General features: G+C 55.2%; 16 protein-coding genes and 1 pseudogene. 6 read left to right on the top strand and 11 right to left on the bottom strand.

The window, feature by feature from the left end; genetic code table 11:
* The 6 genes from NXF97_RS02065 to NXF97_RS02090 form a co-directional block, all read right to left on the bottom strand.
* Positions 1-558, bottom strand: coding sequence for a hypothetical protein (locus NXF97_RS02065; protein WP_274956290.1), 558 nt, complete (start codon positions 556-558; stop codon positions 1-3).
* The gene (locus NXF97_RS02070) at positions 558-1,109 is read right to left on the bottom strand and encodes a hypothetical protein (RefSeq protein WP_274956291.1); all 552 of its coding nucleotides are present in this window, start codon (positions 1,107-1,109) and stop codon (positions 558-560) included. Before NXF97_RS02070 ends, NXF97_RS02065 begins: the two co-directional genes overlap by 1 nt.
* Positions 1,109-2,839 carry a hypothetical protein gene (locus tag NXF97_RS02075; RefSeq protein WP_274956292.1) on the bottom strand — a complete coding sequence of 577 codons (1,731 nt, stop codon included), beginning with the start codon at positions 2,837-2,839 and terminating at the stop codon, positions 1,109-1,111. The genes NXF97_RS02070 and NXF97_RS02075 overlap by 1 nt, the downstream gene beginning before the upstream one ends.
* Before the next feature lie 319 nt (positions 2,840-3,158).
* On the bottom strand, positions 3,159-4,337 hold the full coding sequence (locus tag NXF97_RS02080) for an ISAs1 family transposase (protein WP_274956293.1): 1,179 nt from the start codon (positions 4,335-4,337) through the stop codon (positions 3,159-3,161).
* Between the two features lie 360 nt (positions 4,338-4,697).
* Positions 4,698-6,824: a sensor domain-containing diguanylate cyclase gene (locus tag NXF97_RS02085; RefSeq protein ID WP_274956294.1), complete on the bottom strand. Its 2,127-nt coding sequence runs from the start codon at positions 6,822-6,824 to the stop codon at positions 4,698-4,700.
* A 112-nt stretch (positions 6,825-6,936) separates the two neighbouring features.
* The gene (locus NXF97_RS02090) at positions 6,937-8,250 is read right to left on the bottom strand and encodes a putative bifunctional diguanylate cyclase/phosphodiesterase (RefSeq protein WP_274956295.1); all 1,314 of its coding nucleotides are present in this window, start codon (positions 8,248-8,250) and stop codon (positions 6,937-6,939) included.
* A 493-nt stretch (positions 8,251-8,743) separates the two neighbouring features.
* Here NXF97_RS02090 and NXF97_RS02095 point away from each other — a divergent pair, with 493 nt between their 5' ends.
* Positions 8,744-10,525, top strand: a complete 1,782-nt coding sequence (locus NXF97_RS02095; protein ID WP_074010067.1) for an AAA family ATPase — start codon at positions 8,744-8,746, stop codon at positions 10,523-10,525.
* A 582-nt stretch (positions 10,526-11,107) separates the two neighbouring features.
* Here NXF97_RS02095 and NXF97_RS02100 read toward each other — a convergent pair.
* Together NXF97_RS02100 and NXF97_RS02105 are read right to left on the bottom strand one after the other, a co-directional pair.
* Positions 11,108-12,391, bottom strand: coding sequence for an ATP-binding protein (locus NXF97_RS02100; protein ID WP_274956296.1), 1,284 nt, complete (start codon positions 12,389-12,391; stop codon positions 11,108-11,110).
* 206 nt (positions 12,392-12,597) lie between these two features.
* The gene (locus tag NXF97_RS02105) at positions 12,598-14,199 is read right to left on the bottom strand and encodes a transposase (RefSeq protein ID WP_274956297.1); all 1,602 of its coding nucleotides are present in this window, start codon (positions 14,197-14,199) and stop codon (positions 12,598-12,600) included.
* Between the two features lie 233 nt (positions 14,200-14,432).
* Here NXF97_RS02105 and NXF97_RS02110 point away from each other — a divergent pair, with 233 nt between their 5' ends.
* The 3 genes and pseudogenes from NXF97_RS02110 (at position 14,433) to NXF97_RS02120 (ending at position 17,334) form a co-directional block, all read left to right on the top strand.
* Positions 14,433-15,641, top strand: a complete 1,209-nt coding sequence (locus NXF97_RS02110; RefSeq protein WP_423767306.1) for an IS256 family transposase — start codon at positions 14,433-14,435, stop codon at positions 15,639-15,641.
* A 286-nt stretch (positions 15,642-15,927) separates the two neighbouring features.
* Positions 15,928-16,305: pseudogene (locus NXF97_RS02115) on the top strand (transposase); the annotation flags it as partial.
* Between the two features lie 282 nt (positions 16,306-16,587).
* Entirely contained in the window at positions 16,588-17,334 is a 747-nt protein-coding gene (locus NXF97_RS02120) for a TenA family protein (protein ID WP_274956299.1), read from the top strand.
* Here the strand turns inward: NXF97_RS02120 and NXF97_RS02125 are convergent.
* A complete protein-coding gene (locus NXF97_RS02125; protein ID WP_022373158.1) occupies positions 17,331-17,594 on the bottom strand; it encodes a hypothetical protein in 264 nt (87 codons plus the stop codon). The two genes, NXF97_RS02120 and NXF97_RS02125, sit on opposite strands and share 4 nt — an antisense overlap.
* Before the next feature lie 111 nt (positions 17,595-17,705).
* Positions 17,706-20,087, bottom strand: coding sequence for a phosphoenolpyruvate synthase (ppsA, locus tag NXF97_RS02130; RefSeq protein WP_074010063.1), 2,382 nt, complete (start codon positions 20,085-20,087; stop codon positions 17,706-17,708).
* Between the two features lie 256 nt (positions 20,088-20,343).
* Here ppsA and ppsR point away from each other — a divergent pair, with 256 nt between their 5' ends.
* Positions 20,344-21,186, top strand: coding sequence for a posphoenolpyruvate synthetase regulatory kinase/phosphorylase PpsR (gene ppsR / locus NXF97_RS02135; protein WP_022373160.1), 843 nt, complete (start codon positions 20,344-20,346; stop codon positions 21,184-21,186).
* 249 nt (positions 21,187-21,435) lie between these two features.
* A complete protein-coding gene (locus NXF97_RS02140; RefSeq protein WP_022373161.1) occupies positions 21,436-22,422 on the top strand; it encodes a malate dehydrogenase in 987 nt (328 codons plus the stop codon).
* Between the two features lie 68 nt (positions 22,423-22,490).
* Here the strand turns inward: NXF97_RS02140 and moaA are convergent, their stop codons facing one another.
* Positions 22,491-23,606, bottom strand: coding sequence for a GTP 3',8-cyclase MoaA (moaA, locus tag NXF97_RS02145; RefSeq protein WP_274956300.1), 1,116 nt, complete (start codon positions 23,604-23,606; stop codon positions 22,491-22,493).
* Between the last annotated feature and the right edge of the window lie 138 nt (positions 23,607-23,744).

A 23,744-nucleotide genomic window follows, 5' to 3' on the forward strand; every position in this document is an offset into this window, starting at 1 on the left:
TTACCGGACCGGCTTGGCGGTCACTTGTGTTATGAGGTTGGAGTCGCCGGCTTTCGGCTCCTCGTAATTGGTTTCAAGATCCTGCTCGACGAAGTTGAGCGTGCGGCGCATGCCGGTGTCCGGAAGCTCAAGCACCACGGAATCGGCGCCGATCGACTTCACCACTTCGCCCGTCTCGGGGATCATGTCGCCCCTGGCGAATTCAACGCCGCCGAGAATGACGAGGTGGGTGCGGCCCATGTGAATTAAGCCGTCGACCGAGATGAAGGGAAGTTTCTGGCCGTTACGCGCAAACTGCCGGCTTGCCGGCACCGCCTGAAGCGGATCGCGCTTGAGCGGCTCGTTGGCGGCGGCGAGACGCCTGCGCGCTTCGGCGTTGAGCGGCATCGACGCCATACGGGCGCTCATCTGAGCCACGGCGGAGCTTGCAGACTCGGCCTTCGAATCCGACGAAACGACGGCCCCGAACTTGTCAAGCGACGAATAGAAGAAGTTGCCGGCCGCCAAGATCAGGGCGACAATCACGAGCCCGAGCAGCTTTTTCTCACGAGAATTCATCACTTGCCTCCCTGCTCTTTAAGAAGGCCGAAACGAGCCCGGATCGTCACTTCATACTTGTTGCTGTCGGCATCGTTGCCGGCAGAAGCCTTGACGCGGCCAATGGACGAGATCCAGTCCTGGGAGCTCAGGCCCACAAGGAAGCGGCGGAAGCAGTCGGTCGAGCCTTGAGCCTTGCCCTTGAGGCGAATGTCGCTCTTGCCTACGACGGAGATGGCGTCCGGCAGGAACTGCGTGTTGTGAAGGCCCGCATCCTGCGCCACGACGCGAAGCGTCTTCAAAAGACCGCGCACATCCTTGGGCATGTCGTAAACAGCAGCAGGCGTAAGAAGCTTTTCCGTCTCGACGCGGCGCGCCTTGAGGCTTGCCACAACCGGCGCAATCGTGCGGTGAGCGGAGATCTCATCGTTGAGTTCGTTAAGCTCCATGCCGCGGGAAATCTTGGCAAAGTAGAGGCCGCCCGCGAGCACGACGGACACGGCAAAGACGACGGCCATCAGAAGCAGGCCGCCCAGACCCGCACCGCGCATATTCTTGAACACGTCCTTCATCAGAAGCCTCCGCTCATGCGAATGGCGTAGGCCACGCCGTTGTCCACGGAATCTTCCGTCACAACGGTCATCGTACCGCCGCGGTTGAGTCCTTCAAGACGATTGATGAATTCCGCAAAGGAAGCCTCGCGCTCCTGCGCGCTGCCGTAGAGGCTCACGTTCACGACGACCAGCGTCTGCCGTGCCTTTTCGTTCCGCTCATTGCGGGAAGACTTCTTCTTGTCTTCAGAAACAGCTTCACCGGCCGGCACGAGCTCGATGGATCGAATGTAGACATCATCGCCGCGCACGGCCGCAAGCTCGCCGAGCAGACCGGCGAAGCGGCGGCGCTCGAGAACGGCCACGCCTCGGCTTTCAAGCGCTTCAAGGCGCTGCATTTCGCTGTCGACGGCACGGGCGGTGAGCGGCGTGCCGATGGCCACGAGCTGGCGGCGGCTTTGATCAAGCGCTTGGCCGTCCTCAACCCAGGCAAGACCGCACCAGGCGGCAATGCCGAGCATGCAGACCGTGGCGGCGCCGAGCGCAACCATGCCGGCGCGCACGAGGCGGCGCATCCTGGCGCGCATGCGGCGCTCGGCCGGCAGATCCAGCAGGTTGGGCGTCGTCTCGTTGCTGCAGGCGAGGCCCAGCGCTTCAAAAGCCGCCACGCACTTGAAATTTTCCGGAATGCCGTGAACGCGATCTTCCGCGCCTTCAACGAGGTAGGCGTTGGGCAGGCGAACCTTGCACGGGATGCCGAGCTTGCTTTCCAGACTGCGGGCGAGCACCTGGGCAAAGCCGTGGTCGGCCGTGAGGCAAAGACCCATCGGAGCGGCGCCGTGCTCGACGCGCTCGTAGTAGCTGAAGGTGCGTTCAAGGTACTTGATGCAGCGGTCGACGCCTGCGTCGAGGCTCGATGCGAGCATGTCGCCGTGCGTCTTCAGAAGCTCTTCGTCGGCGAAGATCTGCTTGACGCGAAGCATCAGGCGCGCGCGGCGATCGTCGGGCGATTCGTTCGGATCGTATTCTTCCGTGACGGACAGGCGCTCGACGGCGTCGGCAAGCAACTGGTCCATGCCGAAGTTGAAGTTGCGCTGAAGCGCGACGCGGCCGTTTTCGATGATGGTGAGCACGCTCTCGCCCGCGTCGACCGTCATGTAGGCGTAGGTCGTCCAGCTTTCGTCGACGGGCGTGCGGCAGGCGAGAAGCGCCGGCACGAGCTCCTGAGAGCTCAAGCCCGCAAGCTTGATGCCGGCCTTTTCAAAGGCGGAACGCCAGACTTCGCAGCCTTCCTGAGATGCGCTCACGGCGATCGCGCGCAACGAGGGCACGTCCGTGCCTGCCGTGCGGCCGAGAAGGCGGTAGTCGAAATTGGTTTCGTCGGGATTGATCGGAGAGACGCGGCTCGCGTTCAAAAGCGCAACGGCGTCAAGATCGGCATCCTTGACGACGGGAAGCGTCAGGACGTAAACGACGGATTCGGAGAGGTTCGCCCAGACATCGCAGTCGTTGGGCTTGTCGACAACGCTGCGGATCACCCTGGCAGCGAATCCGGCCCTGTCTTCGGGGGCATTGCCGCAATCGGCGGGATAGGCCACATAGGCCGCCCTTTCAATTGCGTCGATTCCCTCGCGGCTCTGAACAACAGTCACGCCGTCTCGGTCAAGCACAACGCCAGCCTTTACCCGGCCGCTTCTCGGAGCGATTCGGATGGCGGCGGATGCGGCAGCCTTGTCAGTACTGTTAGTCATTGAGTGAGCTTGTGTTCTTTTTTTGTCGCCTGCGTGCTACACGGCTGGCTCGATTGAAATTGATGCTTCCGCAACAGCGTTCAGGAATTCATCCGGACAATTCTGTAACAAATTCTAACCTGAATTTTGCATGAGCGCTGAAAAAAAAAACAGCGCGCTTTTCATGGCTTAAATTCTGATTTTAATAAAGAAAAAATGTCTTTTTTGTTAATATTTTCCATCACCAAAAAACAAAAGACCATTCCATGAGTTTTACTCGAACAGCAACAACTGATGGGTTCGGCCGCAGCGTGCAGACAGGGCTGACGATTACTCATCCTTATCGTTTGACGTGCCGGTATAGTTTTGCAAAAAGCTCCATGGCAGAGGCAGGCGTTGAAAGCCTGACTTTCCATGACGGTTTGTGTGCGGCCTGGCGTCCGGTTTCTGCTTCTTGCACGGACTGAGCCTTACTGATCAGGTTGAAGATAATTTTGCGGATTCCGGTTACTCCGGCCAAGAAATCGGCGTTTCTGCACTGGGTTCTGTCCTGGTTAAAAGTCACATCCAGCACCCAGTGCAACCCGTTTTCAATCATCCAGTGTCTGCGGATCACGCGCGCCAGCGTGGCAGCAATGTAGAGCTTGTCGAAATGCAGGCTCGTAATGAAGTAGCGCACTTCATCAGAGTTTTTCTCCGGTGCGTCTGCGAATTCGCGTTTGGTTCTGGCCATGACGATGCACCCGTCTTCCAGTCCGGCCCATTTATCCAAAACATCCTGGGCAAATTCTTTCATGAGAGAGGCCGGCAACACGCTGATTTCCCGTGTTTCAGTGCGGCCGTGCCCCAGCTCAATACGGGCAAATTCTTTTGCAGCGCTCCGGCCTTGTTTGGTTTTAAACCAACCGCAAACCTGGCTGTGAAGTTCTTTGTGGTTGCCTTTGACGGCAAAGCAGTAGTCGCAGTGTTTTTCGTAAAGAAGAAACTCCGCCAGCTTTTTCTGCGTATTCATCGCATCGCAGGTGAAGATCGCACCGCTGAGATCCATGGACGTCACGATGTTGACGGCCTGAGTGATCTCGTTCTCTTTTTCCTCGATAAGTACCTGCTGAAGGCACATTTCATTGTCAGTATCGAAAAGGTTCAGCACATAGCGGCTGTGAGCCTTGTGCTCCAGGCTTGATGCGGCACATACGGCCTGACCGTCCAAGGCAACAATCCGCGTCTGGTACTTGGCCGGCAGAGGGATCGTGTACTGCTCAATGAGCTTGTTGACGTCACCTTTGCCAAGGATTCGGATGACATTGCGGACCGTATCGTGAGAAATATCCTGTTCAGGGAAATCGGCAAACCATGCCTTAAATACAGGACGATGCAGTTTCCAGTACTCAGCAATCTGCCGGCAGGAAAGGAAGCCGCCAAGCCCGGCCAGGACGATAACCAGCAGAACAATATCGAGAGGATATTGAACAAGCGGTCCCTGACGGGAGTCTGTGATGACAGGAATTTCCCGGGCCAACGCGGCCTTTTTCTTCGGACCTCTTTTCCCGTCGCTGGGAATGAGCTTGCTGAGATCAGTTTCCCCAGGCGGAAGGATTCCTTTGGTCGTAGAGCTGATGACCTTGCTGTTTTTCGTCTTGGGGTCGTAGATGCTTCTGACCTCCTGCACATAGCGGGATCCGTCAGGACGCTTGCGCTTAACGATAGAGATGTGAATTTTTCCGTCGCTTCCGAGCTTTGGCATGACTGCCTCTTATCCGTGGTGTGTTATTAAAATTATATAACACACCACGATAGAATCAAGAAAAAAGCTGGAAATCAATCGACTTCCAGCAATATTTATGAATTAGTATGCGTCAGCCCTGATTTGGACGAAGGCTCAGTTCTTGAAGTATGCGTAGCCGTTCTTGCCGCCGCGCTTGACGCGGTAGAGGGCTTCGTCGGCCTTTTCGTAAAGCTCCTCGAACGAACCGCCGTCGTCGGGCGAAACGGCCACGCCTATGGAGGCGTCGACGTCGAGGTCATCATTCGCGCCGTAATGCTCGGTCATGATGCGCTTGACGATCTTCTTGACGCAGTTCGTCACGTTTTCTCGCGAGCCGGCGTCCTTGAGAAAGACGATGAACTCGTCGCCGCCGATGCGCACGACAAGATCCGACGTACGTACGCTCTTTTTGAGCGTTTCAGCGAAGTGCTTGAGCACTTCGTCGCCCATCATGTGGCCGAACGTGTCGTTGATGTCCTTGAAGTTGTCAAGGTCAAGAAGCAAAAGAGCGTCAGTCCCGCTCGAAGCAATCAGATGCTCGTCGATGCGCTTGATGCCCGCACTGCGGTTGAAGCATGACGTGAGTCCGTCCATGGAAGCCTCATGCTCCATGACTGCGAGCCGGAGCTCCTGGCGACGAGCCGCCTCGTATGCTTCCGTAACGTCATTGCGCTGAATCATCGCAATGCAGTGCTTTCTGTCGGCGTAGCGAACGATGATCTCCTTCCTGCGGAATTCGCGGTTGTCGTAAACCATTCCGAAGCTGAAGACGTATTCGCCGTTTGCCTCAAGCTCTGCCTTGACCACGTTCCCCGACAGCATGCGAAGAACCATTTCTCGATCCTCCGGCACGATATAGCGTTCGGCCATCTTAAGAAGGTTCATCCAATAGCCATCGCCCTCGAACCCGGCCACCACCTCATCCTTCGCGAAGATGCAGCGGAAGTACCCCGTCGTCAAATCAACATAGTAGAGGCAGTCGCAGGTCTGGCTCGCCAGGTTGTCGGCAACCTCGTTGGACCTCGGATCGAACTTTTCGCGAGTAGTGACGATATAGAGCTTGTCCAGGCGGTTCTCAATGTAGAGACGGCTGATGCGTACAGTGGCGTACTCCGCATCCTTCAGAAAGCTGCGCATGCGAATCGTGCAGTCTCCGTGATCGTGACAAGCGGCGGCACGCCTCAAATTATCAAGATCCAAGTATGACTGAAAATTATCGCGTTCCGAAGCAAGCACGATTCTCGGAACAACCTTGCCGATAAGCCGATCAATCGGAAGGCTTTCAGGCATATCCTGGGGATCCCGATCCATGCTCTTGAGGAACTTCGCCATGCCGGCCGTCAAGTCCACCTCCATCACGGACGAATAAATGTTGAACATTGCCTCGACCAGATCACGCTTCTCGAGCTCAAGCGTCCGTACACGGCGCCTGGCTTCGACATCAACCGTTTTGACGAGAATCTTCGGGGTGGCCCAGTACTCTACGGCGAAATACTTCGCCTCAACCCAGCGCCACCCCAGCAGCTTGTCGGCAACACGAAACTGCAGAGTCAGCTCCTTCCCGTCACGGATGATCCCTTCGAGCGTCTTCTTGTCCAAAGCAGCTTTTACGCGTCCGAAATCCTCCGGATGAAGATCAAGCCTGTGAAGCTCGTAAAGGTCTGCATCCTTCGGTCTGGGGTCATAGTGATCTTGACGATAGCTCAGAGGGGTCACACGAAGAGTCACAGGGTCGATTTCGTGAATCTCTTCATACGTCTCCAGGAAATACGGCGCGTATATCTGAAGCTTTCTTGCCTCAAGAACCTTGAAGGGCTTTCCTTCCGGCATGCGAAACTGAAATTCAGTCTCGGCTACCTCTACCAACCCCTTGAGCCACGTATTCCCGTTCTCGGATACGCCTCTGGCTCCGCGCGCACGGATAAAAACGCAGCCTTTCGAGGGGTGCTGCCAGGCATAGCAGGAATTTCGACCGACCTGCCCTTTGGCAAGCGCCTGCCGAATCATCTCGCGCGACTCCCTGAAGGTCAAAATGATCCGATCAAACCAGAAGTCAAAGAGCGCCTCCGGAGAAAGATCCTCCGGCGCCTCGAATATCGCATGCATCTGACGATTGCCGTACAAGCGGGGATGCGAGCCGTCCTTCGGCATTTCAATCATCCAGCCGCCCACCGCCAGCAAATCACCGGCCTCCTTGTAGATTGAGTCGTCAAGCATGTCTTTTTGATTGAAATTGGTCATTTAGAGGTTCTAGGCCGGGTTGTACGTGTCCGGCAGTCGAGTGTTCACACGCAGACAAGCATCGGGGAGCTCAAGGATCCCCAATGTATTTTCACTGGCAAATAAGTATCTGTCAATCCTTCGCAACTTTCACCGCATCGGATTCTGACTCAGCCTGATGTTCGAAATCCTCAACAGGCATCGGGCGGAAGAAATAGAAGCCTTGGACGGCATTGCAGCTCGTCTGCTTGAGATCCGTCAGCTGCTCCTCTGTTTCAATCCCCTCGGCAACCGTCTGGTATCCGAGCATTGCAGCCAGATCCGCGACCGCATTGACGATGATCCCGGCCTTGTTGCGGTCATGATTGACAAAGAAGCTTCTGTCGAGCTTCACCGAATCGACCTTCAATTCGCTCAGGCAGCCAAGCGACGAATAGCCGGAGCCGAAGTCGTCGATGGAGCACTTGAAGCCGAAATTCTTGAGCTGGCCGATGAATTCTCGAACCCTGTCGTAGCTCTTGATTGCAGAGGTTTCCGTGATCTCAAGCTCGATGAGGCCGGGATCCACGTCGAGGGACTTGCAGACGCTCTGAAAGTGCGGCAGCAGATTCGGAATCTCAATCGTCTGGCGCGACAGGTTGAGCGAAATCGGAAGATTCGGCATATTCCGGTGCTTCCACTCTGCCAGAATCCTGCAGACCTCTTCAAAGACGAATACGTCGATATGGTGCACCAGACGATAGCGCTCAAGAAGCGGAATGAATTCGCCCGGCGAAACAATCCCGACGCCCGGACGATTCCAGCGAATAAGAGCCTCGGCGCCGATGATTTTTTGCGTCTTCAGAGAAACCTTGGGCTGAAGGTAAACAACAAACTGACGCTTTTCAAGCGCCTCGAAGAGGTGCGAAATGCGCTCCTTTTCCTGAAGCTTTTCAAAAGCGCGATCGGGATTGTAGAAGCAGGCCTCGCTCAAAAGAAGCTCGCGGTCGGAATACTTGCGGGCCATATTGGCGCACTCAAGCATCTGCTGGACGGACTCTTCATCGCCGGTGGGCAGATAAACGCCGAAGCGCGCTTCCAGATACGGCGCATATGCCTTGTCGACCAGCACGAGTGCATCGAGGTTGCGGCGAATCTTAGCAAGACGATCAAGAATCTCCTGCTTGTCGTTTGAATGAAAGAGCGCGTAGAAAACGTCGGCCGTATCGCGCACGACGACTTCATCATCACCGAGGCAAGCCAGAATGGCGTTGTAGATGCAACCGAGCATTCGGTCGCCGGCATCGTGCCCGAAAATCAAATTGACGACTTTGAAATCGCAAACGTCGATTGAAACGATGGCGAAGTCATACGCTCCTTCGGCGAGACGAGCTTCAGTCTTCTCGACAAACCAAGATCTTCGGCCGCTGAACTGGCCGGAATTGAGCGTCGTATTGTTTGCGTACATCTTGTGTTGTCCGGCGCCTGTGCGTTGAAGGCGGCGGCGCTAGTCCCTGATAAAGGTTGTCAGTGGTTCGAATCCCGGCATCTCCACCAAACACAAAGATCGGGAGCTTATCCCACTAACGTTGGCATTCTAACAAGATGACTAAGATCCGGCAGTACAAAAATTAAAAAAACATCAACTCCCGCACAAATCAATTTCGGTTTTTTGTCAACAATTTCCAACCGAACGGCACGACAGGTTCGAATCGCTCTTCGCCTTGCGGCAGTAGCACAGTCAACCAGGGACGCCGCGCATTTAAAACCGTCACCACACGCAAATGCGCGATGCCATCCCCCCATGCCCATCCGTAGACATTACCTGAGAGAAGTTATACCCCTTCTAAACAACCCGCGCTTTCAAGCGCGGGTTGTTTAGCTTGCCCGTCGAGTCCTTCCATTGATAACGGAAGTACCGTTAAAATTTAAGTGCTGTTCTTTTCAAAGAGACTCCCGCCATGCTGAAAAAATTGGCCGTCGGCAATGAAAATTTTCCGGACATGATCCGGAACAATTGTTATTACGTTGATAAGACGGATTTCATCAAGACGCTGATGGAGTCGGAAAGCCGCGTGTTGCTGATCACTCGGCCGCGCCGTTTCGGCAAGACGCTTTTCATGGACACGCTCAAGAGCTTTCTGCAGATTGATTTTGATCAGCCGGGGGCCACAGCCCAACACGAAAAACTGTTTGCCGGTCTGAACATCCTGAAGCATTCCGACTTCTGCCACGATTTCATGGGCCAGTACCCTGTCCTTTTTCTATCGTTTAAGGACACATTCGGCGGTACCTTTGAACGCGCTTACATTGAATTTGCCAAGACCGCCAGCAATCTGGCCCAAAGTTGCTCATTTTTGTCGGACAGTCCTAATCTCCTTCCAGAGGAGAAAGCAGCCTTTAATCGGTATCGCTCTTTCGATTACTTGAAAGACATTGTGCACCAAACCGAGGCACAGTCTTTTTTAGCGGACATGGTGCAATTCCTGTCCAAGCATTTCGGCCGCCAGGTTGTTTTGTTGATTGACGAGTACGACGTTCCGCTTGCGAAGTCCTCGCACAAGGACCATTATGATCAAATGTTGGAGTTCATCCGACAATTGTTGGGCAAAGTACTCAAGCCTCAACCCAACCTTAAATTTGATGCCGCTCCTTATCTTAAGAAATCAGTACTAACCGGATGTTTGCGCGTCAGTAAAGAAAGCATCTTTACCGGTGTTAATAATTTCGACGTCAACACGGTGTGTTCTCAAGACCAAGAGTTGAGTGATGTTATTGGTTTCACACCAAAAGAGGTCGAAACACTGCTGAATTACTATGGGATGGAGTCCCGTTTTGAGGACGTCCGTTATTGGTATGACGGCTATCGCTTTTACCGCAGTGAAATTTACTGTCCGTGGGATGTGATCAATTTTGCCTCCAAAGCCCTCGCAAGCGGTGATATTGCCGGCTATGCGCCGGAAAATTTCTGGGACAAAACGAGCGGAAATGAAGTCATTGATGAATTCCTCGGTTTTATCGCAAGCGATGATGCCGATCGGATGCAGGATCTTATCGACGGCAAGTCAATCGATCTGACGCTCAATGAAAAGCTCACTTACGGTGACTTCGTTCAGCACAAGTCCCAGGACTTCTGGACTTTGCTGCTCTATTGCGGATACCTGACCGTCGAAGGGCAGTTGAGCGCTCCCAATGCGTACCGCGTCCGCATCCCAAACGCAGAGATTCGAGACTCCTTTGTCAACAACATCAAGACGCGTTTCTCGGATGCGAATAATGAATTCGTGACGTACGGGCAGGACTTTGCAAAAGCGGCCTTAGCCGGTGATCTCGATAAGATGGCCGAGGTTCTGGTTCCCTTGTTGAACAACTATATTTCCATTCGAGACACCGCGACGAAAGCACCCGCGGAAAACTATTACCACGGTTTTCTGACAGCTCTGCTCAGTTGCGCCGGCTCCTGTGCCAATGATCTGCGATCCAACGTTGAGGCCGGCGACGGTTTCGCCGACATCATTTTTAACCACGGCGTGGGATCCAAGCGCGCAGGGGTCATCATCGAAATCAAACGGTGTGAAAAACCGGAAGATATGTATGACCTTGCCGATGCTGCGCTTGAGCAGATTAAAGACAAGCGCTATACCGCCTATTTGGATCGGCTTCGCTGCAGCAAGCAGTACACCTACGGCATTGCCTTCTGCCGCAAAGATTGCGCGATCTCCGGAGGCGTAATAAAACCGTGAGGACTCGGGTGCGATGGATTTCGCTTCTCTGGGATGCAAGTTTTTTTGTGTCCAGGCGACAACAGCGCTCCCGTAGGGCGCGAAAGGAATCACCGTGGCACACCGTACACTCAACTGACAAGCAAGGCTGAAAGCGCCGGTTTGCAGGTAACGGTTGTATCGCCAAGGAAGCTCAAGCCCACTCAGCACAATCTGCTGACGGACAAATTTGTCAGACATGAACTTTGGGAGCGCCGCGTCCGATTGGGCGACAGTGCCGACGATCGCTGGATTGATCGCGATGCGGCAGCCTGTCTGAACCTGTTGTACGCAGACATCAAAAAGCACAAGTACGACCCGGAGCGGATCCGTGAGGCCGTTCTAGCCGGAGTAGCAGCCTGGCTTGACGCCGGTGTCGTCCTCCAATATCAAGTCCGAGAAGGGACCACTGAGCGCGAGTTCAGGAGATTCCGACGGCATGGGATTCCATCCCTAACCGTACAAGGACTGCGTCAGCAAGGATTTCGTGGCGAGACTGACAGTTCCGGGGCAACCTGAATCAAAGGACTCGCCCGATTTGTTTTCAAATCGGACGGGGAGCAGTCACGATAGCTTCTCCCACTTTGAGAAGTTCGACCACAGAGCAGACATGGGAAGGGCGAAGAGTCCATTTCCACCGGATCGCACTTCGTTGCCGGCGTAGAGAATGATCCCGTTGAAGTTGTCTTTGCCGACGAGATCCTGGAACCATTTCAAATGCCTGAAGTCATCGGAGCTGACGCTTTCGCTAGCCTTCACCTCAATACCGACAATATGCCCTGTCTCGTTGGTGATTAGAAAATCGATTTCATGGCTGCGAGAACGGAAGTAATTCAGCTGCCAGGTTGGGTTGAGGTCAACTTCCGGCATAAGTTGGTTGTAGACCCATGTTTCAACAAGCTTTCCACCTTCATTTTGAGATTTTTCACTACTTTCTAGAATCATTGCTGGATTGAGAATGTGTAGGTAGTGAGCCATTAGGCCGCTATCCGTCATAAAGCCTTTGGGGCTTGATCCAGGGCGGTCGTAATCTTTTTTAGTCCAACCGTCGACCATGTCAACGAGAAACATGGCTTCAATTGCGGACCAATATTTGTCTAGCGTCTGCCAGGAAATGGCAAATTGATTGGCCAAGGCGGATTTCTTTAACTCACGGCCGGAGAAGATGGCGGCACATTCCATGACCTTCTCGCAGATGGGCATTTTGCGCGTATCCCATTGTGCCCTCATGTCCAGAAGAACCTGGTTTTGCAAATAGGACGCGTACCATCGGCTTCTTCCTGCCTGGGTCTTGATCGAGAGTATTTCGGGATATCCGCCACGGATGACGGTTTCTAGCACCATTTCTTTGCTGCAATCAAACCTGAGGGAGAGCGGAAGGAGCCCGTCGAACAATGCTTGTAAAAAACCAGGCTGCATGCTGCGTTGTTCGGCTTCGGAAAATGTTCGAACACGAACCAGGCCGGCACGACCGGCCAATGACTCATTGGCTTGAGGAAGCTTTCGGTAGTCCGACAACCCGGAGATGATGTATTGCCCTTTTTCCGGATTCCGGTCGACCTGGAACTTGATTTCTCCGATCAGCTGGGGAACCTTCTGAATTTCATCGATGACCAAAATATCAGGAGCCCTGCGCCGAACGAAATAACTGGGATCGGCTACGGCTGCGGAAAAGTTTGCCTGCACGTCAAGAGATTGAAACTTGACGTGGGGCAGCGGAGTTTTTAGGAGTATCGTGGTTTTGCCGGATTGGCGACACCCAACCACGGAAACCACACGATGCGTTTCCAATTGGGCCAGAAGTTCGTGCGTTGCCCAACGCGGGATGATCCTAGGAGAGCCTGCCATGGAGAAACTCTAAAGTTTGAGATGGATAAATACTAAACTATCACTTGGTTTTTTTCTAAACTAGGATATGGCAAAACTATAAACTATCTTATGGAGAAAGTCTAAACTAGAGATAGAAAAGCACTGTACGACAGTAACATTGGTTGATTGGCTTTTTGTGGCTAAAGAAGTGGGAAAATACCTTCTGGAACCGTGTGTTCTACCGCCTAAACAACCCGCGCTTGAAAGCGCGGGGTTTCCTGACACGGTGCAGGCTTTCCCGTAACAGCCAAGGTTTTTGAGGCCTTGTCTGCCCGGGCGTCCCCTGCACCACAGGAACATTTAAAACGCAACCGCTCTACGGGTACGGGCTTCATCAGCTCGATCCGTCGGTTCCGGCGAAGGACTGCTTCGTCTTGCCGATTCGCTGGTTTGTACTGCACTATCGATCCGGCGTTCCCTGAGACTTGTTTGTGCCTCGCAAGCGCTGATTGCTCAGCCTTCAGATCGTAGCTGTCAGTGGCGGGATCCGCAAAATACAGGTTCATGGCGGCCGCAAGGTCGCGGTCCATGTACCAGCCCGTATCTCCCAACTGATGACTTCTCTCCCAAAGAGCCTTCTTACGGTACGTTCCCGTTTCGGGATCGTGCTGACTCGGGCGCAGTTTCCGGGGACTGACTTTCACCACACAACAGCCGGCGCTTTCAGCCTTACTTGTCATCCGGGTTATCAATCCTGCAATACCGCTTTTGCCCAAACTCTTGCCGTATCCGGCTCTCTGAAATGCTTTGTATGAGTTCTTCTCCACAATGACGGTGCCGGCCCGGCCGAACACCTGGTTAATCACTTCGCCGTGCAGGCAACGGCGGGTTTGCGCCTGGCGGCGGTACAGATCCGCAAGTTTTGCCTTTGTTGCCTTATAGGTCTTGGATTTCTTCCAGACAATCTTTTTTCCGGCGGCTTTAACGGTGCCGTCCGCGTTGTAGCACTCCCGATTTGTGTCTCTGCGGGAGCGGTCCATGGCACGTAAAAGACGCGCAATCTCCTTTTCCTGAGAGACAGTGCCCGCGCTCACCAAAATCTTTTGCTGCCACTCGGGGCTGTAAAAAGTCATGGTCCTCGGGCCCGGGTCAACAGCCACCTTGAGATCCTTGGGAGCATAAACGTGCTTGACGGGCGGTACGCCTTCGACAATGAGCTGAACAAAGTAGCGCATACGGCCGCGGATCATCCGCCGGACAAGACGGCAGTATTTGACACGCTTAAAGCCGGACGGATCTGTTGCTGAAAGAAGAGCTTCTTTCTGCCAGGCATCCGGCGCTTCAGCCTTTATCACCAGATCCAGAACCTCGAGCGTCCACGTCTTGGCCTTCCAACGCAACCCTGTTTTGTTTGATTTTCCCTCAACGCTGTGCAAGCCCCGTTTAGCACTCTTAAACCGCGGCTGACCGCCCTGATGAAGCAGCCAGCGCTCAATGCCCTGCCAGACACGTGTGGCAATTTTCTGCGCTTCGTTGATGCCGATGCGCTTTGTAAAGCCGCCCTTGGCACGGTGCTCTTTCACGACATCATGCAGGGCATACTCGGAAAGGAGGGCGGACTTCTGAATTTCCTTAAACCGCTTGTTACGGTCTTTGCCCTTGGGCATCGCGGCCGTCAGCTTCCATGCTTCAGTGCTTTTCATGGCGCGCACGCGTTTCTTTGCTGTTCCAAGAACAGCATTGAAGAGCTGGCATGCATCGGAGAAGTAGGTCTCCAGTGCACTTTCCTGATCCTCTCCGGTTTTCAGGCCCAGCTCGATGACAAAGGACGGTGTGCGCGATTTCATAGCGGCTGAATATACCTTAAGCGAAAACTATGTGCATGGTTTGGCTGCGTTTGGGCCAAAATTAAAAAATTTCGAAAGCCCGCATTCCTCCCGGGGCTCAAGCCCCGGGAGGAATGCGGGAAATTCTGTGAGAATGGTGTTTTTTGCTCTCTTAGAGTACACCCAAAATAAACGACACCGTAAAATTTACCGACCAACAGCAGGCCATTCTGAACGATGCCGTAGAGCAACTGATGGAAGCCGGCGGCTTAACGGCCTTAACGCAGGCTCATTTCAACGAGGCGATGAAGATCGTAGCCCAACGCTTCATCAACGCCGCCCTGCAAGGGGAACTGGAGCACCATTTGACACAGGAAGACGAAAATCTCAACGAAGAGGAATCGTCGGCTGAGCGCGTTGAAAACAAACGCAATGGGTACAGCAAGAAAACGCTTCACGGCAATCAAGGCGATATAGAAATCCAGGTTCCCCGCGATCGCAAGGGGACTTATGTTCCCCGCCTGGTACCCAAGCACTCACGGCATTTCAATGACTTCGATGACGCCATCATCGATTTATATGGACGCGGATTGTCTACCCGTGAAATCGCTGAGTTCATCAGAACTCAGTGCCACGTTGAAGTGAGTGCCGAATTCATCAGCACCGTGACGGAAAAGGTAAATGACGACGTACGGCAATGGCAAGGCCGTCCGTTGGATTCGGTCTACCCGGTGGTGTTCTTTGACGCTTTGCGCATCAATATCCGTAAGGACGGCGTCATCAAGAAGATGGCGGTTCATTTGGCTCTCGGCGTACGTTGTGACGGCCGACGCGATGTGCTCGGCATGTGGGTTCATGAAAACGAAGGCGCGGCTTTCTGGACGTCGGTATTTACGGAATTGAAAAACCGTGGCGTAGAGGACATCCTGATCGCCGTCACAGACGGCCTCAAGGGTATGACGCAAGCCATTGAAGCCGTATTTCCCCAGGCGCAACATCAAACCTGCATTGTCCATCTCATCCGTGCCTCTACAGCCTTCGTCAGCCACAAGGATCGAAAGGCTGTAATGGCCGGCTTAAAGCCCATTTACCAGGCCAATACCCCCGAAGAAGCGTTGGCGGCCTTGGTTGCCTTTGAAAATAGCCCTATGGGCAAACGTTACCCATATGTAGCGCAGAGTTGGCGCTCTGCCTGGGCACAGGTGATACCCTTCTTCAACTTTCCCCGGTCGATTCGGAAGTTGTTGTATACGACCAACAGTATTGAGGCTCTCAACCGTGGCGTTCGGAAGGTAATCAAAACTCGAACCATGTTTCCGCATGAAGAATCCGCCAAGAAGCTGATTTACTTGGCACTTCAGCGCATTATGGAAAAATGGAAGCTGCCTGTTCGTGCTTGGAGTGAAGCCATGCCGGTGTTTGCAGCCATGTACGGTGAGCGATTTGCCGCTGGGCAGGCTTAATTGCCGCGGAGTACTGAAACAGTGTTTCAGCATAGCAGTTGCAGTGTTACAACTTAAGGAGACGAAACTGGGATATTCCGGTAGCGGCGCGCCGCTGCATGGCCGCCCCCATGGGGGCGGCCATGCAGCCCTCCCATGCCGCCGTCGTACCCTGAATCATCGCATTACCACTGATGGAAAAATTGGGGCTTGACAGCCCCGAAGTACCTGGGGTTAAATACCCCTGTTAGCGAGCCAACAAGCTCAACCGTAAACCCGCGCTAGACACAAAAATCTACACACACCCATGGAAGCCGGCGGCTTAACGGCCTTAACGCAGGCTCATTTCAACGAAGCGATGAAGATCGTAGCCCAACGCTTCATCAACGCCGCCCTGCAAGGGGAACTGCAGCACCATTTGACACAGGAAGACGAAAATCTCAACGAAGAGGAATCGTCGGCTGAGCGCGTTGAAAACAAACGCAATGGGTACAGCAAGAAAACGCTTCACGGCAATAAAGGCGATTTAGAAATCCAGGTTCCCCACGATCGCAAGGGGACTTATGTTCCACGCCTGGTACCCAAGCACTCACGGCATTTCAATGACTTCGATGACGCCATCATCGATTTATATGGACGCGGATTGTCCGCCCGTGAAATCACTGAGTACATCAGAAGTCAGTGTCCAAAATCTATTTTCTTTCTCGAGGCAAGCTCCCTTCCACCGTTTTCTGACGCGGAAGCAACGCCTTCGGCCGGCCAGGCGAAACTGGTCTGAGTTCTGCCACTTTGGTGGCCTTCCATCCCGAGGACGAAGGCGGCCGCAGCAGAACCATATCTGCTCCGAAAGGAAAATATCACCGAAAATCCATGGATTTTCAAAGCCCTGGCTTACGATTGCCCCGGTCCTTCTCCATTCTTGGCTGACACGTGCAAAATACGGTTTCTCTGTACTTCAAGCTCCGTTATGTCAGCTCTTCTCTCCCGCCGCTCCTTTTTAACGCAGACGGCCGCCCTCGCCGCTGCAGGCATCCCGTTCACAGTCCCCGCTGCCGCTTCGTGGTCAGCTGAGGCCTTCGCCCGCACGCGCTCCGTAACCGACGCCGTTCTCGCCCATCCTTTCCTGCAGGAACTCGCCTCAGGCACCATCGCCCGTGAAAAGGTCCTCTGGTATCTCGCACAAAACGTCATTTACCTCAAGGGTTACGGTGAGAGCCTCACGCGCGTTGAAAAGCGTCTCACCGACGCCGCCGACCACCGGCTTCTTACGCAATGGATTAAAGAAACGTCGCAGACCGAAGTCTGGATTCTTGAACTGATTGAAAAACTCAGAGACGGCCGCGACATCACAGCACTCACGCGCGTCAAACCCTCAACCCTTTTTTATGTAAGCTGGGAAGCCAAGGCCACGCTTGACAGCTCAGTCGGCGCCGCCTGGGCGGCACTTTTGCCCTGCTTTACGCTTTATAAAACCGTGGGAAAAATGATTGCCGCAAACGTGGCGCCCGGCAATCCCTACCAGGCGTGGCTCGGTGCCTACGGCGATCCGGCGTATTCAGAGACCGTTAAAAAAGCTGTGGGGCTCGCGGACCGGCTCGCAGCTAGAGAAACCGCAGAAAACCGCGCACGGATGACGGAAAACTACCTCACGTCCTGCCGGCTTGAATGGATTTTCTGGGACGCCGCCTGGCGGCTTAAAGGGTGGCCCTTTTAGTCTTCACCGAATTCCCGCGACATCCGGCGCAGCCGCCCGATGAGGTAACCGGCCTGGTAGGCCGTCTGCTGCAGGGCAGAGAGTGCCGAATCAATGTCGATTGCAGGGAGCCTGCCCGCAATGTACTTGGCGATTTCGTCCCGTAAAACATCTTCGGCGGGGCGCTTCTGAAGTTCAGAGAGCGCATCGAGGGCAATCCTCGCCTGAGGCGGCAACGCCTGCATCACCAAATCCACGTCCCGACGGTCAATATCACCCATGGCCGTTGACTTCCTATCTTAAGAAAAAAGAAAACCCGGCCCGACAATTCTCTCATGTCCGCGGCCGGGTGTGCGTTTCCGGTAGCAGTCGCTGTCCCGGAAACTGACCGGTTAAGCCTTACCGATCTTGGCGAGCTTACGCCACGTATCGACCACGGTGTCGGGGTTCAGAGAAATGGACTCAATCCCCTCTTCCATGAGCCAGGCCGCAAAGTCGGCGTGATCGGACGGCCCCTGACCGCAGATACCCACGTACTTGCCGCGTGCACGGCAGGTCTTAATCGCCATCGAAAGGAGCTTCTTCACAGCGGCGTTGCGCTCGTCAAAGCTCTTGGCGACCAGGCCCGAGTCACGGTCAAGGCCGAGCGTCAACTGCGTGAGGTCGTTGGAACCAATCGAGAAGCCGTCGACGTAGTCAAGGAATTCGTCTGCCAAAAGGGCGTTGGACGGAATTTCGCACATCATGTTGAGGCGCAGACCGTTTTCACCGCGCTTTAAGCCGTTCTTTTCAAGAACCGCCACGGTTTCCTTGATTTCATCGATGGTACGGACAAAGGGCACCATGAGTTCGACGTTGGTGAGCCCCATTTCGTCGCGCACGCGCTTCATGGCACGGCATTCGAGTTCGAAGCAGTCCGCAAAGCTGTGGGCGATGTAGCGGCTTGCACCGCGGAAACCCAGCATGGGGTTTTCTTCTTCCGGTTCGTACAGAGCGCCGCCCGTCAACTTACGGTACTCGTTGCTCTTAAAGTCCGACAGACGCACGATCACCTTCTTGGGCCAGAAGGCGCAGGCAATCGTTGCCACACCTTCGGCGAGCTTACTCACGAAGAAGTCCAGGGGCGACTTGTAGCCCGCGGAGATGCGTTCAAGCTTGTCGCGGAGTTCACTCGGAATATTCGGGTAATCAAGGCAGAGCTTGGGATGCACGCCGATATTGTTGTTGATGATGAATTCCAGACGCGCAAGGCCCACGCCCTTATTCGGAATCTGGCAGAAGTCAAAGGCAAGCTGCGGGTTGCCGATGTTCATCATGACCTTCACGGGGATCTCGGGAAGCGCCCCGCGGCGCACTTCTTCAACGGCAAAGTCCTGAATGCCGCCGTAGATGTAACCGGTGTCGCCTTCGGCGCAGCTCACCGTGACGGGTTCGTTTTCGGTGAGCGATTCGGTCGCGTCACCGCACCCCACAACCGCCGGAATACCGAGTTCGCGGGCAATGATGGCCGCGTGGCAGGTACGGCCGCCGCGGTTCGTGACAATGGCGCTCGCCTTCTTCATCACCGGTTCCCAGTTGGGGTCGGTCATGTCGGTGACAAGCACATCACCCTTTTGCACACGGTCCATTTCGCTGGCGTCAGCAACGATTCTCACCGGACCCGCACCGATCTTCTGACCGATGGCGCGGCCTTCGGCAAGGACCTTGCCGCGGCTCTTGAGAGTAAATTTCTGCTGCACGTCGGCGGTGTTCTGACGGCTCTTCACGGTCTCAGGCCGCGCCTGCAGAATGTAGATCTTGCCGTCGATGCCGTCTTTACCCCATTCAATATCCATGGGACGGCCGTAGTGCTTTTCAATGATGCAGGCAAATTTCGCAAGTTCAATGACGTCGTCGTCGGTGAGCGCAAAGCGGCGGCGGTCTTCGGGTTCCACGTCAACCGTGCGAACCGAGCGCCCGGAGGCTTTTTCCGGATCAAACTCCATCTTGATGAGCTTACTGCCCAAAGTGCGGCGCACGATCGGGTACTTGCCCGCGGCAAGGCTCGGCTTATGCACGAAGAATTCGTCGGGGTTCACGGCACCCTGAACGACGGTTTCACCCAGGCCGTAGCTCGCGGTCACAAAAACAACCTGATCAAAGCCGCTTTCGGTGTCAAGCGTAAACATGACGCCTGCGGCACCTTTATCCGAGCGGCACATTCTCTGCACGCCCGCGGAAAGCGCCACTTCCATGTGGGTAAAGCCCTTGTGGACGCGGTAGCTGATCGCGCGGTCGTTATAAAGCGACGCGAACACTTCCTTCATGCGGGAAAGGACCTGATCGATCCCGACGACGTTGAGGTACGTTTCCTGCTGGCCGGCAAAGGAGGCGTCCGGGAGGTCTTCAGCGGTTGCCGAAGAGCGCACCGCCACGGAAATTTCGTCCTGGCCGTCTTTGAGCCACTCGTAAAACGCGCGGATTTCCTTTTCGAGTTCCGCAGGAAACGGCGCCTCTTCAATCCAGCGGCGGATTTCGGCGCCGGCTTCGGCGAGCGCCTTCACATCCTCCACGTCAAGAGCCGCGAGGCGCTTAGCGATACGGTCCTCAAGGCCGCTTTCCTTAATAAAGAGTCGGAAGGCTTCGGCCGTGGTGGCAAAGCCGTCCGGAACACGGATGCCCGCATCGGTAAGCTGACTTAAAAGTTCGCCCAGGGAGGCATTTTTGCCGCCGACGCGGTCAACGTCGGTCATGCGAAGCTGGCTGAAAGGGAATACGTAACGGCCTTGAACCATTTGATCCTCGTTTAGAAAAACGCAAGGGGGTTTTAAAACGTGCCGCCATTGTAGCCGCTTCGCGGCCCAAACGCCGCGCGCAAAGCCCCTTTTGTAACGGGCCTGTCACAAAGGAGCACAGGATTAAGAAGAAGGTTGATCTAAGAGAAAGGATTCAGCCGGCGACGCCGCCGCCCGTCCTCCCCGCTCTGTCATGCGTCTGTCATACGGCTGATACAATGCCGCCACCTCCGACAACCAGCTTTCTTCACACAAAATGGCTGAGCAAAACAAAAATTGGCGTCCTGTTTTCATCGTGAGCGACGGCACCGCCATCACGGCCGAAACCCTCGCGCACTCCGTGATGACCCAGTTCCCGGATTTGGTCTACGAGCAGCACCGCATCCCGTTTGTGGATTCCGTGGAAAAAGCCCATCAGGTTGCTGAGCGCATCAGCCGCGTGCAGGCTGAAACCGGCGTGCGTCCCCTCGTTTTCTCCACGTTTGTGGACCCCACGATTTCGCAGGCCTTCCTAAAGCAAGCGCCGGGCTTTCAGGTCGAGCTCTTCCGTTCGTTTGTGGGCCCGATGGAGCGTGAGCTCGGCATGAAAAGCACCCACACCGTGGGCGCAACGCACAAGATTCAGAACGAAGAGCGCTACAACCAGCGTATTGCCGCGATCGACTACACGCTTACGCACGACGACGGTCAGACAAACCGGGGCCTGGATCAGGCCGACGTCATTTTGGTGGGCGTCTCGCGCTCAGGCAAAACGCCCACGAGCCTCTTTCTTGCGATGCAGTTCGGCATTAAGGTCGCCAACTACCCCTTAATTCCCGAGGACTTTGACCGCGGGACGCTCCCCGAAGCCCTTGAGCCGCTTCACAGCAAACTCTTCGGACTTTCCATTAAGCCCGAGCGCCTAAGCGAAATCCGCAACGAGCGCCGTCCGGGATCCCGGTACGCGAGCATTGAAAACTGCCGCTCCGAAATTGAAGCCGCCGAAAACCTGATGCACGCAAACGGTATCGAATGGCTCAATTCCACCACCAAGTCCATTGAAGAGATCGCTGCGACCATCATCGCGAAACTTCACCTCGAAAAAACGCGCAACGCGTAAGTCCCTGCGCTGCCGGGGGCACTCTAAAGCCCCGGCAGCGTCCTCCCCTTTCCGATTTCTGATAAATCTTCTTGCACTCTATAGTTTGCTTCCTATAGAGTCGTCCGAAAATATCGCTCTGAACATATTTCAGGAACGGCATCACGAAAAAACCCGTTCTTTGAAAATGTAGAATCACGAGACCTCAGCCGTCAGTGCCCTCCTATCAGACACGCGCGGCACTTCCAGTCAACTTTAGGATCACAAAAAATGAAGAAGCCTATTCGCGTTGCCGTGACCGGCCCTGCCGGCCAGATCGGTTATTCCCTGCTTTTCCGCATTGCCGCGGGCGACATGCTCGGCCCGGACCAGCCCGTGATCCTGCAGCTGCTTGAACGCGACACGCCGGAAAGCGCCCAGCGGTTAAAGGGCGTGATGATGGAACTCTCCGACTGCGCCTTCCCACTGGTAGCCGACATGATCGCCACGAGCGACCCGAAGGTCGCTTTCCGTGACGCGCAGGCTGCGCTCCTCGTTGGCGCCCGCCCGCGTACCAAGGGCATGGACAGAAGTGAACTCTTGTCCGCGAACGGCGCAATCTTCACCGTTCAGGGTAAGGCCCTTGACGAAGTCGCCGCCCGCGACGTGAAGGTTCTCGTTGTCGGCAACCCCTGCAACACGAACGCCTACATCGCCATGAAGTCGGCGCCCTCGTTGTCTGCAACCTGCTTTAATGCGATGCTGCGCCTTGACCACAATCGCTCCTTGGCTCAGCTTTCCGCCAAGACAGGGACGCCCGTAGCTGAAATCCGCCGCATGGCCGTCTGGGGCAATCACTCCAACACCATGTACCCGGATATCCGCAACTGCGAAATTGCAGGCAAGAAGGCCGCGGACCTCGTTGACGCCGAATGGTACGAAAAGGACTTCATCCCGACGGTGAGCACGCGCGGCGCGGCGATTATTGAAGCCCGCGGCGCAAGCTCTGCGGCTTCCGCAGCTGCTGCGGCGATTGATCACATGCACGACTGGTTCCTGGGCAGCAACGGCGGCTGGGTCACGATGGGTGTTCCGAGCGACGGCTCCTACGGCATCCCCGAAGGCCTCATCTGCGGTATGCCCTGCACCTGTGACGGCAAGGGTAACTATGAAATCGTGAAGGGCCTTAACTTTGAAGGTGAAGCCAAGGCGCGGTTGGACAAGACCGTCGCCGAACTCGCCCACGAAGCCGAGCTCGTCGCCCCTCTTTTCAAGTAATCTGACCGTTTAACGGCAAAGCCGGTTTCCTCACTCGGGGAACCGGCTTTTCTTTTAACAACAACGGATTAGCCGCCGATGTACTGCATTTCTACGCGCCTTAATCCCGCCGTTGCCTCCGTGCGGATTTCGGAATAGTGGTTGTCGCGGTTGGTCCAGATGCGCGCCACCGCCTCGAGAATTTCTTCGTCGGTGGCGCCGCCCCGAAGCATCGTGCGGATGTCATAGCCCCGGTCGGCAAAAAGGCACAGAAAAAGCCCGCCTTCGACCGAGAGCCTTGCCCGGGTGCAGTCCCGGCAGAAAGCCTGCGTCACCGAACTGATAAAGCCCACTTCGCCCGCGCCGTCGGCGTAGGCCCAGCGCGAGGCCACCTCCCCGCGGTAACAGGCATCAACCGGTTTTAAGGGCCACTTTGCGGAAATCTTCTGAACGAGCTCGCTTGAGGGCACCACCTCGTCCATGCGCCAGCCGTTGGCTGTCCCCGCATCCATGTATTCAATGAAGCGCAGCACAATGCCGGTGTTTCTGAAGTGCTCACACAAAGGGAGGACTTCACCTTCGTTCATGCCGCGCTTCACAACGGTATTAACCTTAACGCTTAAGCCCGCGGCGCGTGCCGCGTCAATGCCTTCCAGAACCTTGGCGGCCGGAAATCCCACGTCGTTAATCGACTGAAAAAGGGGTTCTGACAGAGCGTCCAGACTCACCGTGACGCGGTTTAGGCCCGCGGCCTTGAGTTTGCCTGCCATGCGCGCCAGAAGCGTTGCGTTCGTGGTCATCGCAACGTCAAGGGGCTGCCCCTGCCGCGTGCGGATGCCTTTTAGTTTATGAACGAGCACATCGACGTTCTTGCGCAACAGCGGCTCTCCCCCGGTCAGCCGCACCTTTTCGATTCCGAGCTTTACAAAGATTCTCACGAGCCGCTCGATTTCTTCAAAGGTGAGAAGCTCCGTGTGCGCGAGAAACTGATGGCGGCTCGGAAACTTTTCCTTGGGCATGCAGTAGCGGCAGCGGAAATTGCAGGCATCGGTGACCGAAATTCTGAGGTCTCTCAAAGGCCGCCCCCGCGTGTCGATGATGCGTCCGCCTTCTTCGCGCACGGCCCCCGTGACGGGCACCGGCAGCGACAAAACCGCAGCGCGTGCGTGCTCACGGTCAATGACGGGAATAACAGCAGCGGACATGAAACAGGCGGAAAGTTCGAAGGGGACGAAGCCCTCATTGTAGCGGCCCAGGGCACCCTCCCGTCAGTCTCCGAAGGAATTAGGCCGGCAGCACTTTAAACGGTTACGAATCTCTTAACGCCGTTAAGCTTAACCGCG

Origin of the sequence: Duodenibacillus massiliensis (genome assembly GCF_928721995.1) — a bacterium.
Classification (GTDB): Bacteria; Pseudomonadota; Gammaproteobacteria; order Burkholderiales; family Burkholderiaceae_F; genus Duodenibacillus; species Duodenibacillus massiliensis.

Excerpts from the sequence above, each read along its gene's own strand:
- NXF97_RS02095 (WP_074010067.1), top strand. The coding sequence starts at position 8,744 with ATGCTGAAAAAATTGGCCGTCGGCAATGAAAATTTTCCGGACATGATC.
- NXF97_RS02090 (WP_274956295.1), bottom strand. The coding sequence starts at position 8,250 with ATGTACGCAAACAATACGACGCTCAATTCCGGCCAGTTCAGCGGCCGA.
- NXF97_RS02110 (WP_423767306.1), top strand. The coding sequence starts at position 14,433 with ATGGAAGCCGGCGGCTTAACGGCCTTAACGCAGGCTCATTTCAACGAG.
- NXF97_RS02075 (WP_274956292.1), bottom strand. The coding sequence starts at position 2,839 with ATGACTAACAGTACTGACAAGGCTGCCGCATCCGCCGCCATCCGAATC.
- NXF97_RS02100 (WP_274956296.1), bottom strand. The coding sequence starts at position 12,391 with ATGGCAGGCTCTCCTAGGATCATCCCGCGTTGGGCAACGCACGAACTT.
- NXF97_RS02070 (WP_274956291.1), bottom strand. The coding sequence starts at position 1,109 with ATGAAGGACGTGTTCAAGAATATGCGCGGTGCGGGTCTGGGCGGCCTG.
- NXF97_RS02120 (WP_274956299.1), top strand. The coding sequence starts at position 16,588 with ATGTCAGCTCTTCTCTCCCGCCGCTCCTTTTTAACGCAGACGGCCGCC.
- ppsR (WP_022373160.1), top strand. The coding sequence starts at position 20,344 with ATGGCTGAGCAAAACAAAAATTGGCGTCCTGTTTTCATCGTGAGCGAC.
- NXF97_RS02085 (WP_274956294.1), bottom strand. The coding sequence starts at position 6,824 with ATGACCAATTTCAATCAAAAAGACATGCTTGACGACTCAATCTACAAG.
- NXF97_RS02125 (WP_022373158.1), bottom strand. The coding sequence starts at position 17,594 with ATGGGTGATATTGACCGTCGGGACGTGGATTTGGTGATGCAGGCGTTG.
- NXF97_RS02105 (WP_274956297.1), bottom strand. The coding sequence starts at position 14,199 with ATGAAATCGCGCACACCGTCCTTTGTCATCGAGCTGGGCCTGAAAACC.
- NXF97_RS02065 (WP_274956290.1), bottom strand. The coding sequence starts at position 558 with ATGAATTCTCGTGAGAAAAAGCTGCTCGGGCTCGTGATTGTCGCCCTG.
- moaA (WP_274956300.1), bottom strand. The coding sequence starts at position 23,606 with ATGTCCGCTGCTGTTATTCCCGTCATTGACCGTGAGCACGCACGCGCT.
- ppsA (WP_074010063.1), bottom strand. The coding sequence starts at position 20,087 with ATGGTTCAAGGCCGTTACGTATTCCCTTTCAGCCAGCTTCGCATGACC.
- NXF97_RS02140 (WP_022373161.1), top strand. The coding sequence starts at position 21,436 with ATGAAGAAGCCTATTCGCGTTGCCGTGACCGGCCCTGCCGGCCAGATC.